The organism is Streptomyces sp. NPDC028910 (assembly GCF_055564955.1).
This window is the reverse complement of the sequence record NZ_JBVHVF010000003.1, coordinates 276,667-291,369: the sequence shown is the minus strand read 5'-3', so window position 1 is coordinate 291,369 and position 14,703 is coordinate 276,667. Positions and strand designations below refer to the sequence as shown.

Here is a 14,703-nt window from a genome sequence, read left to right as displayed (position 1 = left end):
CGACGGGGAGGAGCGGACAACCGGAGGACGATGACGGGGGAAACGGTGACCAGAAACACGAAACGGCCGCCACCGCTTGCGCGATGACGACCGTTTCGTCGATGTGGGCGAGGGGGGATTTGAACCCCCACGTCCCGAAGGACACTGGCACCTGAAGCCAGCGCGTCTGCCGTTCCGCCACTCGCCCGAGCAGCGTCCCAGTGGTTCTTCCCTTTCGGGCCGTTCCCCTGGCGACGTCGAAACATTAGCACGGTGGGCGGGGTGGTTTCACATCGCTTTCCCCGCACCCCCGCACCCCGCCGTGGACCGCCCCTCCCGGACTCCGCCCCAGGTGCGGGACACTGTGTCTGGAGCGCCCCTACGATCGCTTGTGAGGACCAACACTCGTCCTCACAGGACCGATGGGGAACCACCCGAATCCGCCACGCGTGGATACGATCAGTAAGCAGTACAGGGCGACAACGACGGAGGAGGTGCCCCATGGGAGTTCTGAAGCGGTTCGAGCAGCGACTCGAAGGTCTGGTGAACGGCACCTTCGCCAAGGTGTTCAAGTCCGAGGTCCAGCCGGTGGAGATCGCCGGCGCCCTCCAGCGGGAGTGCGACAACAACGCCACCATCTGGAACCGCGAGCGGACCGTCGTTCCCAACGACTTCATCGTCGAGCTCAGCGCCGGCGACTACGACCGCCTGAGCCCCTACTCCGGGCAGCTCGGCGACGAGCTCGCGGGCCTCGTCCGCGACTACGCCAAGCAGCAGCGCTACAGCTTCATGGGCCCCATCAAGGTCCACCTGGAGAAGGCCGACGACCTCGACACCGGGCTCTACCGGGTCCGCAGCCGCACGCTCGCCTCCAGCACCTCCCAGCCGCAGGCAGCGCCGTCACCGCACGGCCAGGCCCCGCAGCAGCCGCAGGGCGGTTACGGCTACCCGCCGGTCGGCGCCCCGCCCATGCCCAGCGCCCCGCCCCCCGGCGGAGCCGGCGCTCGGCGGCCCGGCCCGGCCGGACCCCCCGGAGTCGCCCCCGTGGCCAACTCCGGCGGTCCCCGGCGCCACTGGATCGAGATCAACGGCACCCGCCACCAGATCTCGCGCCCCACGCTCGTACTCGGCCGAAGCACGGAAGCCGACGTGCGGATCGACGACCCCGGCGTATCGCGCCGGCACTGTGAGATCCGGACCGGAACGCCCTCGACGATCCAGGATCTCGGGTCCACCAACGGCATCGTGGTGGACGGGCAGCACACCACCCGCGCTACGCTCCGCGACGGCTCGCGGATCGTCGTGGGCAGCACCACCATCATTTACCGGCAAGCCGAAGGGTGAAGCGGGGGCAATGTCAGAGCTGACCCTGACGGTCATGCGGTTGGGTTTCCTAGCCGTTCTGTGGCTGTTCGTCATCGTGGCCGTCCAGGTCATCCGCAGCGATCTCTTCGGAACGAGAGTGACCCAGCGCGGCTCCCGCCGCGGCGGCGCCACCGGCGCCCCGCAGCAGGCGGGCCGCCAGGCCGCGCCTCCGCAGCAGCGCCAGCGCCGCGGTGCGCCCACCAAGCTCGTCGTCTCCGAGGGCACGCTCACGGGGACCACCGTGGCCCTCGCCGGCCAGACGATCACGCTGGGCCGCGCCCACGACTCCACCATCGTGCTGGACGACGACTACGCGTCCAGCCGCCATGCCAGGATCTATCCCGACCGTGACGGCCAGTGGATCGTCGAGGATCTCGGGTCCACCAACGGCACGTATCTCGACCGGACCCGGCTGACCACCCCGACGCCCATTCCGCCGGGCGCACCGATCCGCATCGGCAAGACCGTCATCGAGCTGCGGAAGTAGTACGAGAATGAGCGAGCGGAGCGAGCGCGCGGCGGCGATCCGTCCCACCGAGGACACGGACACGAGCGCGCTCCCGACCGGAGGGTGGGCAGTGTGGCTCGAGACCGGTTGTACCCGGAGGAAGCTTCGTCGACAGGGCAGGTGCGCATGAGTCTGTCCCTGCGGTTCGCCGCCGGATCACACAAGGGCATGATCCGCGAGGGGAACGAGGACTCCGGCTACGCCGGCCCCCGTCTCCTCGCGATCGCCGACGGCATGGGAGGCCAGGCCGCCGGCGAGGTCGCGAGCTCCGAGGTGATCTCCACCCTCGTGCAGCTCGACGACGACGTCCCGGGCTCCGACCTCCTCACCTCCCTCGCCACGGCCGTGCAGCGCGCCAACGACCAGCTGCGCGTCATGGTCGAGGAGGACCCCCAGCTCGAGGGCATGGGCACCACCCTGACCGCCCTGCTGTGGACCGGCCAGCGCCTCGGCCTCGTGCACGTCGGCGACTCCCGCGCCTATCTGCTCCGCGACGGCGTCCTCACCCAGATCACCCAGGACCACACCTGGGTGCAGCGCCTGGTCGACGAGGGCCGCATCACGGAGGAGGAAGCCACCACCCACCCGCAGCGCTCCCTCCTGATGCGCGCGCTCGGCAGCGGCGACATCGTCGAACCCGACCTCTCCATCCGTGAGGTCCGCCCCGGCGACCGCTACCTGATCTGCTCCGACGGGCTCTCGGGCGTCGTCTCCCACCAAACGCTGGAAGAGACCCTCGCCGACTACCACGGTCCGCGCGAGACCGTGCAGTCCCTGATCCAGCTCGCGCTGCGCGGCGGCGGACCCGACAACATCACCTGCATCGTCGCCGACGTCCTCGACACCGACAGCGGCGACACCCTCGCCGCCCAGGTCAGTGACACCCCGGTGGTCGTCGGCGCGGTCGCCGAGAACCAGCACCAGCTCTTCGACGGCGGCAACGCCATGCAGACCCCGGCCGGCCGTGCCTCGGGCCTCGGCCGCCAGGTCCCGCCCCCCGCCGGCGCCTTCGGCCCCCCCGGCAGCGGTGACGCCCCCGGCTACGGGTACGGCGACCAGGGCCGGGGCGGCGGCGGTTACGGCTCCTTCGGCGAAGCCGACGGCTACGACGCCGACTCCGGCTACGAGGACACGTACGACCACCCCCGCAGGCGCCGCAGCAAAGGGCGCAAGTGGACCACGCGTACGCTGACCCTGCTCCTCGTCGCCGGCGTCATCGGCGGCGGCCTCTACGCCGGCTGGCGCTGGACCCAGACCCAGTACTACATCGGCGTCAAGGGTGACCACGTCGCGCTCTTCAAGGGCATCAGCCAGAATCTGGGGCCGGTGGAGCTCTCCAAGGTGGAGACCGACCGACCCGACATCGAACTGAAGTACCTGCCGCCCTTCAAGCTCAAGCTGGTCCAGGCCACCATCGGCGAAAGCAGCCTGGACGCCGCGCGCAAGAAGATCGACGATCTCGGTGTCCAGGTGTCCGCCTGCAAGAAGGACGAAGAGCGCCGCAAGGCCGAGGCGGAGAACAGCCAGACACCCGCCCCCAGCCTGACTCCGGCGGAGCAGCAGCTGGTCGGACTGTGCGGGAAGTAGTAGACACACGCGGGCACAGGGGGCCTGCCACACCATGAGCGTTGTCACCAACACGACCACCATCGGCGCCATCGAGCTGCCGAGCCGGCGCAACACCGAGCTGATGCTGCTCGGTTTCGCCGTGGTCATTCCGATCTTCGCCTACGCCAACGTGGGCCTCGCGATCAACGGCACCCTGCCGCCCGGCATGCTGCTCTACGGCCTCGCCTTCGCCGTGCTCGCCGCGGTCGCGCACCTCGTCGTACGCCGGTACGCCAAGTACGCCGACCCGCTGCTGCTGCCGCTCGCCACCCTCCTCAACGGACTCGGCGTCGTGCTCATCTGGCGGCTCGACCAGTCCGAGCGGCTGCAGAACCTCGCCAAGGCGTCCTTCGGCGCCTTCTCCCCCTCCGCGCCCCGCCAGATGATGTACACGGCGCTCGCCATCGCGCTGTTCGCCGCCGTCCTGCTGATCCTGAAGGACCACCGCGTCCTGCAGCGGTTCACGTACATCTCCATGGCCGGCGCCCTGGTCCTGCTGATCCTGCCCGTCGTCCCGGGCCTCGGCGCCGACGTCTTCGGTGCCAAGATCTGGATCAGCGTGGGCGGCTTCTCCATCCAGCCCGGCGAGTTCGCGAAGATCGTCATCGCGATCTTCTTCGCCGGCTACCTCATGGTGAAGCGCGACGCGCTCGCGCTGGCCAGCCGCCGCTTCATGGGCCTCTACCTGCCGCGCGGCCGCGACCTCGGTCCGATCCTGATGATCTGGGCGATGAGCCTGCTCATCCTGGTCTTCGAGAACGACCTCGGCACCTCGCTGCTCTTCTTCGGCATGTTCGTGATCATGCTGTACGTGGCCACCGAGCGGACCAGCTGGATCGTCATCGGCCTGCTCATGTCGGTCGGCGGCGCCGTGGTCGTGGCCTCCTTCGCCAGCCACGTCCAGGCCCGCGTCAACGCCTGGCTCGACCCCTTCGGCTGCTACACCACCTCGGGCGCGTGCGAGCAGGTCGGACAGTCGATCATGAGCTTCGGCTCCGGCGGAGTCCTCGGCGCCGGATGGGGCCAGGGCAAGTCCGACCTCATCGGCTTCGCCGCCAACTCCGACTTCATCTTCTCCACCGTCGGCGAAGAGCTCGGCCTCGCCGGAGTGATGGCCTTCCTCCTGATCTACGGGCTCATCATCGAGCGGGGCGTGCGCACCGCCCTGGCCGCCCGCGACCCCTTCGGCAAGCTCTTCGCCATCGGCCTCTCGGGCGCCTTCGCGCTCCAGATCTTCGTGGTCGCCGGCGGAGTCATGGGCCTCATCCCCCTCACCGGCATGACGATGCCCTTCCTCGCCTCCGGCGGCTCCTCCGTCCTCGCGAACTGGATCCTCATCGCCATCCTCATCCGGATCAGCGACACCGCACGCCGACCTGCCCCGGCCCCCGCCCCGTCCCCCGACTCCGAGATGACCCAGGTGGTCCGCCCGTCATGAACAAGCCCCTGCGCCGCATCTCGCTGTTCTGCGGGCTGCTCATCCTCGCGCTGCTGATCCGGACGAACTGGCTCCAGTACGTCCAGGCCGAGGAACTCAGCACGCGCAAGGAGAACCGCCGGGTCCAGATCGCCCAGTACGCCACCGAACGCGGCAACATCATCGTCAAGGGCCAGCCGATCACCGGCTCCGCGGTCACCGACGGAAGCGACTACAAGTACAAGCGGACGTACCTCGACGGCCCCCTCTGGGCGCCGGTCACCGGGTACGCCTCCCAGGCCTTCGGCTCCACCCAGTTGGAATCCCTCGAAGACGGCATCCTCACCGGCAACGACGACCGGCTCTTCTTCGACCGCACCATCGGCATGTTCACCGGGGAGAAGAAGCAGGGCGGCAACGTCGTCACCACGCTCAACCCCGATGCCCAGAAGGCCGCTTTCAAGGCACTGGGCAACAACAAGGGCGCGGTCGCCGCCATCGACCCGCGCACCGGCGCCATCCTCGCCCTGGTCTCCACCCCCTCGTACGACCCCTCCCGCTTCGCCGGCAACTCCAAGGACGACGGGAAGGCCTGGGCCGAGCTCAAGGACAGCGAGGACAAGAACCTCGTCAACCGCGCCCTGCGCGAGACCTATCCGCCCGGCTCCACCTTCAAGGTGGTCACCGCCGCGGCCGCCTTGGAGCACGGCGTCGTGAAGGAGATCAACGACCCGACGGACACGCCGGAGCCGTACATCCTCCCCGGCACCAAGACCCCGATGAAGAACCACGCCAGCGGCTGCGAGAAGGCCAGTCTGCTCCTGGCGATGCGCGTCTCCTGCAACTCCGTCTTCGCGAACCTGGGCGACAAGGTCACCCGCGACAAGATGGTGGAGACGTCGGAGAAGTTCGGCTTCAACAACGACAAGATCGACATCCCGGTCCGCGCCTTCGCCAGCATCTACGACAAGAAGATGGGCAAGGACGGCAACGCCCTGAGTTCCATCGGGCAGTTCAACACCGCCGCCACCCCGCTCCAGATGGCGATGGTCACCGCCGCGATCGCCAACGACGGCAAGCTGATGAAGCCTTACATGGTCGACCAGCTCCAGGCCCCCAACCTGGACGTCATCGAGAAGCACGAGCCGCAGGAGATGAGCCGGCCGCTGAGCGCCGCCAACGCCCAGAAGGTCCAGCAGATGATGGTCGACGTCGTCGAGAACGGCACCGGCAAGAACGCCAGGATCAACGGCGTGACGGTCGGCGGCAAGACCGGTACGGCGCAGCACGGCGAGGGCAACAAGAAGCGCCCCTACGCCTGGTTCATCTCCTACGTCCAGAAGGCGGACGGCACCTCACCGGTCGCCGTCGCCGTCGTCATCGAGGACAGCGGAGCGGATCGCGAGGACATCAGCGGTGGCGGTCTCGCCGCCCCCGTCGCCACGGCCGTGATGGAAGCGGTGCTGAAGAGCCAGGGGTGAGCAAGGGACATCGGACCGGAGCGGAGTGACGCACATCACTGAATCCCGCACGGATCCGAGCGTACGGTACCGGTCCAGTATCAGCCTGTGGCCACGAACCGATCACGGACGATCGGCCGGTAGCCTTTGCGCGAACAGCACACCGCCGGACCACACACAGGTGCGGTCGGGACTGACGGAGAGGGCTGCAACGTTATGGAAGAGCCGCGTCGCCTCGGCGGCCGGTACGAGCTGAGCCACGTGCTCGGCCGTGGTGGCATGGCCGAGGTCTACCTCGGCCACGACACCCGGCTCGGCCGTACCGTCGCCGTCAAGACCCTGCGTGCCGATCTCGCCCGTGACCCGTCCTTCCAGGCCCGGTTCCGGCGCGAGGCCCAGTCGGCCGCGTCGCTGAACCACCCGGCGATCGTCGCCGTCTACGACACCGGCGAGGACTACGTCGACAACATCTCCATCCCGTACATCGTGATGGAGTACGTCGACGGTTCCACGCTGCGCGAACTGCTGCACTCGGGCCGCAAACTGCTGCCCGAGCGCACGCTGGAGATGTGCATCGGCATCCTCCAGGCCCTGGAGTACTCGCACCGCGCCGGCATCGTGCACCGCGACATCAAGCCCGCCAACGTGATGCTGACCCGGACCGGCCAGGTCAAGGTCATGGACTTCGGCATCGCCCGCGCCATGGGCGACTCCGGCATGACCATGACGCAGACGGCCGCCGTCATCGGCACCGCCCAGTACCTCTCCCCCGAGCAGGCCAAGGGCGAGCAGGTCGACGCGCGCTCCGACCTCTACTCCGCGGGCTGCCTGCTCTACGAGCTGCTCAGCGTCCGGCCCCCGTTCGTCGGCGACTCCCCCGTGGCCGTCGCCTACCAGCACGTACGGGAAGAACCGCAGCCGCCGTCGAACTTCGATCCCGAGATCACGCCCGAGATGGACGCCATCGTCCTCAAGGCCCTGGTCAAGGACCCCGACTACCGCTACCAGTCGGCCGACGAGATGCGGGCCGACATCGAGGCCTGCCTCGACGGCCAGCCCGTCGCCGCCACCGCCGCCATGGGCGCGGCCGGCTACGGCTACCCCGACCAGGGCCACGGCTACGGACAGCCGGGCTACGACCAGCCCACCACCGCCCTGCGCACCACGGACGCCGGCCAGACGTCGATGATGCCGCCGATGCCCCCGGGCGAGGGCGGATACGGCTACGGCGACCAGGGCCACGGTGGCTACGACCAGGGCCCGCACCGCCGCCAGAAGAAGAGCCGGGCGTCCACCGTCCTGCTCGTGGCGGCCGGCCTCCTCGTCCTGGTCGGCGCGATCCTCATCGGCCGCTCCCTCTTCGGCGAGGGCGCCGACAACCGGCCCGCGGTGCCCAAGCTCGTCGGCCAGACCTTGGAACAGGCGCAGAAGAGCGGTGACAACGTCGGCCTCAAGGTGGTCAAGGGTTCCGACGCGCCCTGTGAGGACCAGCCCAAGGGCAACGTCTGCAAGCAGGATCCGGTGGCCGACACCAAGGTCGCGGAGGGCTCCACGGTCACGGTGACGATCTCCGCGGGCGCCCCGAAGGTTCCGGTCATCAGCGTGGTCAACATGACGTACGAGCAGGCCGAGGCAGCGCTGAAGGAGAAGGGCTTCCAGGTCGACCGCAAGCCCCAGGAGTCCGACCGCGACCCCGGGACCGTCCTGGAGCAGAACCCCAAGGCGGGTGTCGAGGCGGAGAAGAACAGCGTCGTCACGCTGACCGTCGCCAAGGAGCTCTCCAAGGCCAACGTCCCGGACCTCAAGGGCAAGCCCAAGGATGCGGCGATCAAGCTCCTCACGGACGCCAGGCTGAGGCTCGGCAGCGTGACGGAGATCGACCTCCCCGGGGCCGTATCGGGCACGGTCGTCGAGCAGCAGTACGCGCCGGGGACGCCGCTCGAGGTGAACAAGACGGTGAACATCACCGTCGCCAAGGCCGCGACTCAGACGGTGGTGCCGAACCTGGGCGGCAGGACGGTCGCCCAGGCCAAGGCGGAGCTGGCCTCCAAGGGCCTGGTCTTCGGCGCGGTACTCTCGGGCCCGACGGACGACGACGCCCGCGTGCTGTCGTCGGATCCACAGGCCGGCAGGCAGGTCCCGACGGGAACGGTGGTCAATGTGATCACCATGGGCGGCGGCCAGCAGGACGGCGGCAACAACGGCGGCAACGGCTTCTTCGGAGGGCTCACCGGCGGTCGCTAGCACCCGGCAGCCGCCTCAGCGATTGTGACGCATCACATAGCTACAGTACGAAGCGTGCCCCTTTTCTTCGTGATTGCTAGCTGCTACGGGACCGAGCTGTGGCGACGCTTATCAGATCGGCAGCACGGGGTACATCACGGTCAACGGAGCCACCGCGGCCTCGGTGAAGCAGTACTACTCCCCGAGCTGCAACAAGAACTACGGGTACGTCTACGTCTGGCAGAGCTTCCGCAACGCCCACTCCGGCTGGTTCGTCTCGGCCGGTGTGCTCTCCACCTCGGAGCAGTACGTCTATGCCGGCCAGGGTGACTACAACGTGACCGAGATCTGGTCCGGAGCGGCCAGCACGGCTGGCAAGTCCACCAAGGGCTATGGGCACCTCTCGGTCACGCCCCAACCCAACAACAGCTGGGGCACCGGCTCCAGCAGCGAGCGCTGCTGACGCTTCCCCACTGCCACGGCCGGCTCCCGCCCATCGCGAGAAAAAAATGGGTCCGGCTCTTCTCCCTTGAGAGAAGAGCCGGACCTTTCCTCATGCCGCACGACTGCGCACATTTCAACGAAACCCGATCGTGTCTTCATATGTCGGGAGTCGTTGATCCGGTTGGGGTGGGGCATCGGGCTCTGCCGGAGAGGGGCGGGCCGTGATCGAAGAAACCGTGCTGCTGGAGTCCAGGACCCTGCGCGGAAGCGTTCTGGAGCGGACGCACGTCCTGGACAAGGTGAAGACCCTGTCGCTGCTGCCGGACGGTCTGCATGTGACGACGGCGATGGTGGCGGCCTACTTTGAAGTCGCGGAGGAGGTCATCAACCGGCTGCGCCAGCGGCACCGCGAGGAACTCACCGCGAACGGCATGCGCACGCTCAAGGGCGCTGACCTGGAAAGTTTTGAAAGAGACAACCTGTCTCTTTCAAACGAGAGTTATCCACAGGGTCGTGGTGGACGGGTTCACCTGGCCGTTTACACCCGCCGGACCATCCTCAACGTGGCGATGCTGCTGCGCGATAGCGAGATCGCCCGGAACGTGCGCACCTACCTACTCGACCGCGAGCAGTCGTCCCGGACGCAGCCCGCCCCCAGCGACATCGAATCGCTCGACGAGCGGATCACCCGGCTCAGCGAGGCGAGCTTTACCAAGCTGCTGGGCAGGACCGTCGTCCCCATGCTCAATGCCCTCGTCGAGGCCTCCGGCGAACAGCGCAGGGACCTCCTCAGCCTCCGCAATGACGTGGAGCAGATCCAGATGAAACTCGTCGAGCACGATCTCCAGCTCAGCCGGCTTCAGCGCGGCCAGGACGTGAAGGCCCTCACCGGGGTCATCGGGACCATCGACGCCATGAACTGGAGGGAGTTCGAGCAGCACGTCGCCGGCCTGCTGCGCCGCGACGGGTGTACGGACGTCGAGGTGTACGGCGGGCACGGCGGCGACCGCGGGGTCGACATCACCGCCCGCACCGCCGACGGCCGCTCGGTCGCCGTCCAGTGCAAGAACTTCGCGCCCTTCCGGCACGTACTCAGTGGCGAGATGCAGAAGTTCCTCGGGGCGTCCAAGGTCCTTCACCAGGCCGACGCGGCCCTCTACGTGGCCACCTGCGCGTTTACCCGGGAGGCTCTGGCCATCTCCGCGCAAGGAGGCGTCACGGCCGTCCACAGGGGCCTTCTGGAGGCCTGGAGCGCCGGTGTCCGGCTCCAGGTACTCCGCTGATTTGAAAGCGACAGCCTGCCGCTTTCAAACGCCGAGTTATCCACAGCCCCGTAACTGCGGTCAGCGCAGTTCCGCCGGGGGCGTGCGCTTGGCGTCGACCTTTTCCGTCCGGACCAGTTCCCCCCACACGATGTACCGGTACTTCGAGGTGTAGACCGGGGTGCAGGTGGTGAGCGTGATGTAGCGGCCCGGGGCGGTCCGGCCCGATTCCTTCGGGACCGGGTTGATCACGTCGGTGTTGTACTTCGAGGTCTGGCGCAGTTCCGCGAAGACCTTGTAGACGTACCAGGTGTCCCGGGTCTCGAAGACGATCGCGTCGCCGTTCTTCACCTTGTCGATGTTGTGGAACTTCGCCCCGTGCCCGTCCCGGTGCGCGGCGAGCGAGAAGTTCCCCTTCTCGTCCCACGGCAGCGCCGACTTCACCGGCTCCGTGTAGTACCCGGCCACCCCGTCGTCGAGGACGTCGGGGGCCGTTCCGCGCTTGACGAGCACCTCGCCGTTCTTCATCGCCGGCACGTGCAGGAAGCCGACGCCGTCCTGGGTGTCCAGCGCGCCCGGTTCCGCGGGCCGCGCCGGGGCCGGTGCCTGCCACCGCTGGCGGATCTCGTCACCGCGCGCCGACGCCTGCCGGTCCGCGAGCACGTTCGTCCACCACAGCGAGTAGGCCACGAACAGGCCCAGCACCAGGCCCGCCGTGATCAGGACCTCGCCCAGCAGGCTCAGGAACCCGGCGAGCACACTGCGGCTGCCGGCGGACGGGGCCGCGGAGCGGCGGCGGGCACGAGACACTGCTGATTCGTCCTTAACTGGTCAGCGCGGGCGGCGGGCCCTGGCTGCGGGGGCGTTCATCGATCATCCTGCCCCATACGATCATCCGGTAGGTGCTGGTGAACTCCGGGGTGCAGGTGGTCAGCGTGATGTACCGGCCCTCGGAGGTGAACCCCGACCCCTCCGGCACGGGCTTGATCACCGACACGTTCGTCGGCGGTGTCTGCGCCAGCGAGGAGGTCATCGCGTACGTGTAGTACGCGTCCCGGGTCTCGACCACGACGGGATCCCCGGGCACCAGCCGGTTGATGTAGCGGAACGGCTCGCCGTGGGTGTTCCGGTGACCGGCCACCGCGAAGTTGCCCTTCTTGTCCGCCGGCATCGCCGTCTTCAGGGCGCCCTCGCCGTAGTGCCCGACCATGCCCCGGTCGAGCACCTTCGGCTTGCTGATGCCCTCGGCCACCGGGACCTTCACGTCCAGCTTGGGGATGTGGAGGATGGCGAAGCCCTGGCCGGGCTCGAAGGCCGTGACGGGCGGCGCGGCGGCCCCGTCGCCGCCCGATCCGCTCTCCCCGGACTGACGCTCCCACGTCTGCCGCAGGGAACCGGCGGCCCCGTTCGCCGTCCACTCCGCCAGCAGGTTCGTGTACCAGAGCTGGTAGGCGACGAACAGCAGCATCACCAGGCCCAGCGTGATGAACAGCTCTCCGCCCAGCCGGCTCGCGATGACCACCGGGCCGCCCGACGCGGGCCGCTTGCGCCGCCGCCCGCCCCGCCTGCGGGTGTTCCTGGCGGCCCGTTTCGCGGCCTCCTGAGCTGCCCTGCGTCGCGCGGCCCGGCCCTCCGTGGGGGCGGACGGCGCGACCGCCGTCACGCGACGGCCTTGCCCACCACCGGCGCCAGCCCCACCGAGCGCTCCACGGCACCCGCGTCACCGCACCGCACCAGCCAGTTCGCGAGCATCCGGTGCCCCCACTCGGTCAGCACCGACTCGGGGTGGAACTGCACGCCCTCGACATCGTGCTCCCGGTGGCGCAGGCCCATGATGATCCCGTCCTCGGTCCGCGCGGTGACCTCCAGCGCGTCGGGCAGGGTCTGCGGCTCGGCCGCCAGGGAGTGGTACCGGGTCGCGGTGAAGGGGGAGGGCAGTCCCTCGAAGACGCCCCGGCCCTCGTGCACCACCGGCGAGGTCTTGCCGTGCAGCAGCTCCGGGGCCCGGTCCACGACCCCTCCGTAGGCGACCGCCATCGACTGCATGCCCAGGCACACGCCGAAGACGGGAACGCCCGTCCGCGCGCAGTGCCGGACCATGTCGATGCAGACGCCCGCTTCCTCCGGCGTCCCCGGCCCCGGGGAGAGCAGCACGCCGTCGAAGCCGTCCTGGGCGTGCGAGAGCTCGACCTCGTCGTTGCGCAGCACCTCGCATTCGGCGCCGAGCTGGTAGAGGTACTGGACCAGGTTGAAGACAAAGCTGTCGTAATTGTCGACAACCAGAATGCGCGCGCTCACTGAGTGGCTCCCGATCCCTCGTCCACCGTCACATCGTTGAACGGCAGGAGCGGCTCGGCCCACGGGAAGACGTACTGGAACAGCACGAAGACCACCGCGAGGACCAGTACGAGTGAGATCAGCGCGCGCACCCACGCGTTGCCCGGCAGATGCCGCCAGATCCAGCCGTACATGCCGCCTGTTTCCTTTTCGTCCGCGTTCGTTCAACGCACCGCAGGGGCGGTACGCGAACAGACTAAAGCCACCGGCCCGAAAGGGTGGGTCACCTGGACAAACCCTCCGGTCCGCCCTGGCCCGCGGGTCGCGTCCCGGTCAGCTCCGCCCAGACGACCAGCCGGTGGCTGTGGCCCCATTCCGGGTCGCAGGTGGTCAGTGTCAGGTACCGGCCGGGCGCGGTGAACGGCGACTTCTCCGGAACGGGGTCGACCACCCCGACCTCGGTCGGCAGGGTGCGCAGGGGCCCGCCCCGCACGGTGTACGTGTACCAGGCGGAGGCGTCCTTGAGGATCACCTCGTCGCCCCGGCGCAGCCGCGGGAAGTCCTTGAAGGGATCGCCGTACGTGCGCCGGTGACCGGCCACCGAGAAGTTCCCGACGGCGCCGAGGCGGGCGGTGCCGGCGTAGTGGCCCAGGCCCTTCTTCAGCAGCTCGGTGTCCGTGCCCTCCAGGACGGGCTTGATCCAGTCCGGGCCGAAGCGCGGGACGTACATCTCGGCGAAGGCCCGGCCGGCGGGGTAGCGCTCCGGTGGCGCCGCTTGCGCCGGCTGCGGGGACGGCGCCGGGGCGGCCTCCGGGGCGGCCTCCGGGGCCGCCGCCGGGGCCGCCGCCTCCCAGCGGTCGCGCAGCCGCGCCATCTCCCCGTCCATGGCCCGGTCGGCCTTGACCCCGGTCCACAGCAGGACGTACGCCACGAACAGCACGATCAGCGTGCCCGCCGTCAGGCACACCTCGCTGAACGTCCGTACCACCAGGCGCAGTACGACGTCAGGACGAACCCCTTCACGGGGTGGGTGCCACCGGCTTCGCATAGTGGAGGTCCACTGTGCCGGAGTAGCCGGGAAGTGTCAGCGCCTTGTGCTCGTCCACTTTCCAGCCGAGCCCGTACGCGTTCACGTACAGCTGGTAGTTCTGCAGGGCGGGAGAGGCGGCCATGGCCTTGCGCAGCGCGCCCGGGTCGCCGACCGCCGAGACCTTGTACGGCGGCGAGTAGACCCGGCCCTGGAGGATCAGGGTGTTGCCCACGCAGCGCACCGCGCTCGTGGAGATGAGCCGCTGGTCCATGACCTGGATGCCCTGGGCGCCGCCCTGCCACAGGGCGTTCACCACGGCCTGCAGGTCCTGCTGGTGGATCACCAGGTCGTTGGGCTGCGGCTCGGGCACGTTGGGGATGCGGGCGGTGGCGTTCGGCGGAGCGTCGTTGAGGGTGACGGTCAGGCCCTTGCCGGCGAGCTCCTCGGTGCCCGAGGCCGCGCGCAGGGCGGCCAGTCTGGCGTCCTCGGCCTTGGTGCTGCCGTCGTCGCGTTCGGCGAGGGCGTCCACCCGGCGGCGTACCGCTCCGGTGCTCTCCTCCAGCTCCGCGTTGTCCTGGCTGCGTTCCTTGATGAGGTCCGACAGCTTGAGGAGCGAGGCGTCCGTCCGGATGTTCGTACCCTTGGAGGTGTTGAAACTGGTGACGAAGAGCAGCCCGGCCAGGGCGAAGACGGCGGCCGTCAGCAGCCGGACCGGTCTGGCCCGGCGACGGGGACCCGCGGAGGAGTCGTCGGAATTGCTCAACGTACCCTTCTCCTTCAACGCCACAGGTCCACTACGCTAACGGACGCCCGGGGCAGGCAAGGTCCCCAGCGCATCGACAGGAGAGCCCCTCGTGCCGAAGTCACGTATCCGCAAGAAGGACGACTACACGCCGCCGCCGACGCGGCAGCCGCAGAGCATCCGGCTGACGAACCGCAGCTGGGTCGCCCCGGTCATGCTGGCCTTCTTCCTGATCGGACTCGCGTGGATCGTCGTTTTCTACGTGACCGAGACCCAGCTGCCGATCGAGGCGCTGGGCAATTGGAACATTGTGGTCGGTTTCGGCTTCATCGCCGCGGGATTCGGCGTATCCACGCAGTGGAAGTAGCACGCATCAATCCCTGACGGA

At 68.8% G+C, this 14,703-nt stretch carries 14 protein-coding genes, 1 tRNA gene and 1 pseudogene; 9 read left to right on the top strand and 7 right to left on the bottom strand.

Going from position 1 to position 14,703, the window contains the following annotated elements; translation table 11 throughout:
• Positions 1-104 precede the first annotated feature (104 nt).
• A tRNA-Leu gene (locus ACZ4TV_RS06185) sits at positions 105-187 on the bottom strand.
• Between the two features lie 293 nt (positions 188-480).
• Between ACZ4TV_RS06185 and ACZ4TV_RS06180 the strand changes: the two genes are divergently transcribed.
• The 8 genes from ACZ4TV_RS06180 to ACZ4TV_RS06145 all read left to right on the top strand — a co-directional run bounded on the left by ACZ4TV_RS06180 (position 481) and on the right by ACZ4TV_RS06145 (position 10,287).
• Entirely contained in the window at positions 481-1,323 is an 843-nt protein-coding gene (locus ACZ4TV_RS06180; RefSeq protein WP_468131197.1) for an FhaA domain-containing protein, read from the top strand.
• Between the two features lie 10 nt (positions 1,324-1,333).
• Complete coding sequence (locus ACZ4TV_RS06175) at positions 1,334-1,831, top strand: FHA domain-containing protein FhaB/FipA (RefSeq protein ID WP_327415068.1); 498 nt, start codon at positions 1,334-1,336, stop codon at positions 1,829-1,831.
• Between the two features lie 93 nt (positions 1,832-1,924).
• The gene (locus ACZ4TV_RS06170) at positions 1,925-3,439 is read left to right on the top strand and encodes a PP2C family protein-serine/threonine phosphatase (protein WP_468131194.1); all 1,515 of its coding nucleotides are present in this window, start codon (positions 1,925-1,927) and stop codon (positions 3,437-3,439) included.
• A gap of 34 nt (positions 3,440-3,473) precedes the next feature.
• Positions 3,474-4,898, top strand: a complete 1,425-nt coding sequence (locus ACZ4TV_RS06165; RefSeq protein WP_468131192.1) for an FtsW/RodA/SpoVE family cell cycle protein — start codon at positions 3,474-3,476, stop codon at positions 4,896-4,898.
• Positions 4,895-6,358, top strand: coding sequence for a peptidoglycan D,D-transpeptidase FtsI family protein (locus ACZ4TV_RS06160; protein ID WP_468131190.1), 1,464 nt, complete (start codon positions 4,895-4,897; stop codon positions 6,356-6,358). Before ACZ4TV_RS06165 ends, ACZ4TV_RS06160 begins: the two co-directional genes overlap by 4 nt.
• 195 nt (positions 6,359-6,553) lie before the next feature.
• Positions 6,554-8,581 (top strand): Stk1 family PASTA domain-containing Ser/Thr kinase, encoded by a 2,028-nt coding sequence (pknB, locus tag ACZ4TV_RS06155; protein ID WP_468131188.1) that lies wholly within the window; start codon positions 6,554-6,556, stop codon positions 8,579-8,581.
• Between the two features lie 163 nt (positions 8,582-8,744).
• Complete coding sequence (locus ACZ4TV_RS06150) at positions 8,745-9,023, top strand: hypothetical protein (protein WP_468131186.1); 279 nt, start codon at positions 8,745-8,747, stop codon at positions 9,021-9,023.
• A 202-nt stretch (positions 9,024-9,225) separates the two neighbouring features.
• A complete protein-coding gene (locus tag ACZ4TV_RS06145; protein WP_468131184.1) occupies positions 9,226-10,287 on the top strand; it encodes a restriction endonuclease in 1,062 nt (353 codons plus the stop codon).
• Positions 10,288-10,347: 60 nt separating this feature from the next.
• On the opposite strand, the gene ACZ4TV_RS06140 is transcribed toward ACZ4TV_RS06145, so the two are convergent.
• From ACZ4TV_RS06140 to ACZ4TV_RS06115, 6 genes and pseudogenes are all read right to left on the bottom strand, one after another.
• Complete coding sequence (locus ACZ4TV_RS06140; RefSeq protein WP_468131182.1) at positions 10,348-11,076, bottom strand: class E sortase; 729 nt, start codon at positions 11,074-11,076, stop codon at positions 10,348-10,350.
• A gap of 13 nt (positions 11,077-11,089) precedes the next feature.
• Positions 11,090-11,962 (bottom strand): annotated as a pseudogene (locus tag ACZ4TV_RS06135) (class E sortase); the annotation flags it as partial.
• The gene (locus ACZ4TV_RS06130; RefSeq protein ID WP_468131180.1) at positions 11,926-12,564 is read right to left on the bottom strand and encodes an aminodeoxychorismate/anthranilate synthase component II; all 639 of its coding nucleotides are present in this window, start codon (positions 12,562-12,564) and stop codon (positions 11,926-11,928) included. The pseudogene ACZ4TV_RS06135 and the gene ACZ4TV_RS06130, both read right to left, overlap by 37 nt.
• Positions 12,561-12,737 carry a hypothetical protein gene (locus ACZ4TV_RS06125; protein WP_468131178.1) on the bottom strand — a complete coding sequence of 59 codons (177 nt, stop codon included), beginning with the start codon at positions 12,735-12,737 and terminating at the stop codon, positions 12,561-12,563. Before ACZ4TV_RS06125 ends, ACZ4TV_RS06130 begins: the two co-directional genes overlap by 4 nt.
• Before the next feature lie 89 nt (positions 12,738-12,826).
• Complete coding sequence (locus tag ACZ4TV_RS06120; protein ID WP_468131176.1) at positions 12,827-13,591, bottom strand: class E sortase; 765 nt, start codon at positions 13,589-13,591, stop codon at positions 12,827-12,829.
• Entirely contained in the window at positions 13,563-14,336 is a 774-nt protein-coding gene (locus ACZ4TV_RS06115; RefSeq protein ID WP_468131174.1) for a DUF881 domain-containing protein, read from the bottom strand. Before ACZ4TV_RS06115 ends, ACZ4TV_RS06120 begins: the two co-directional genes overlap by 29 nt.
• A gap of 91 nt (positions 14,337-14,427) precedes the next feature.
• Between ACZ4TV_RS06115 and crgA the strand changes: the two genes are divergently transcribed.
• Positions 14,428-14,682, top strand: coding sequence for a cell division protein CrgA (gene crgA / locus ACZ4TV_RS06110; protein WP_030383881.1), 255 nt, complete (start codon positions 14,428-14,430; stop codon positions 14,680-14,682).
• Positions 14,683-14,703 lie beyond the last annotated feature (21 nt).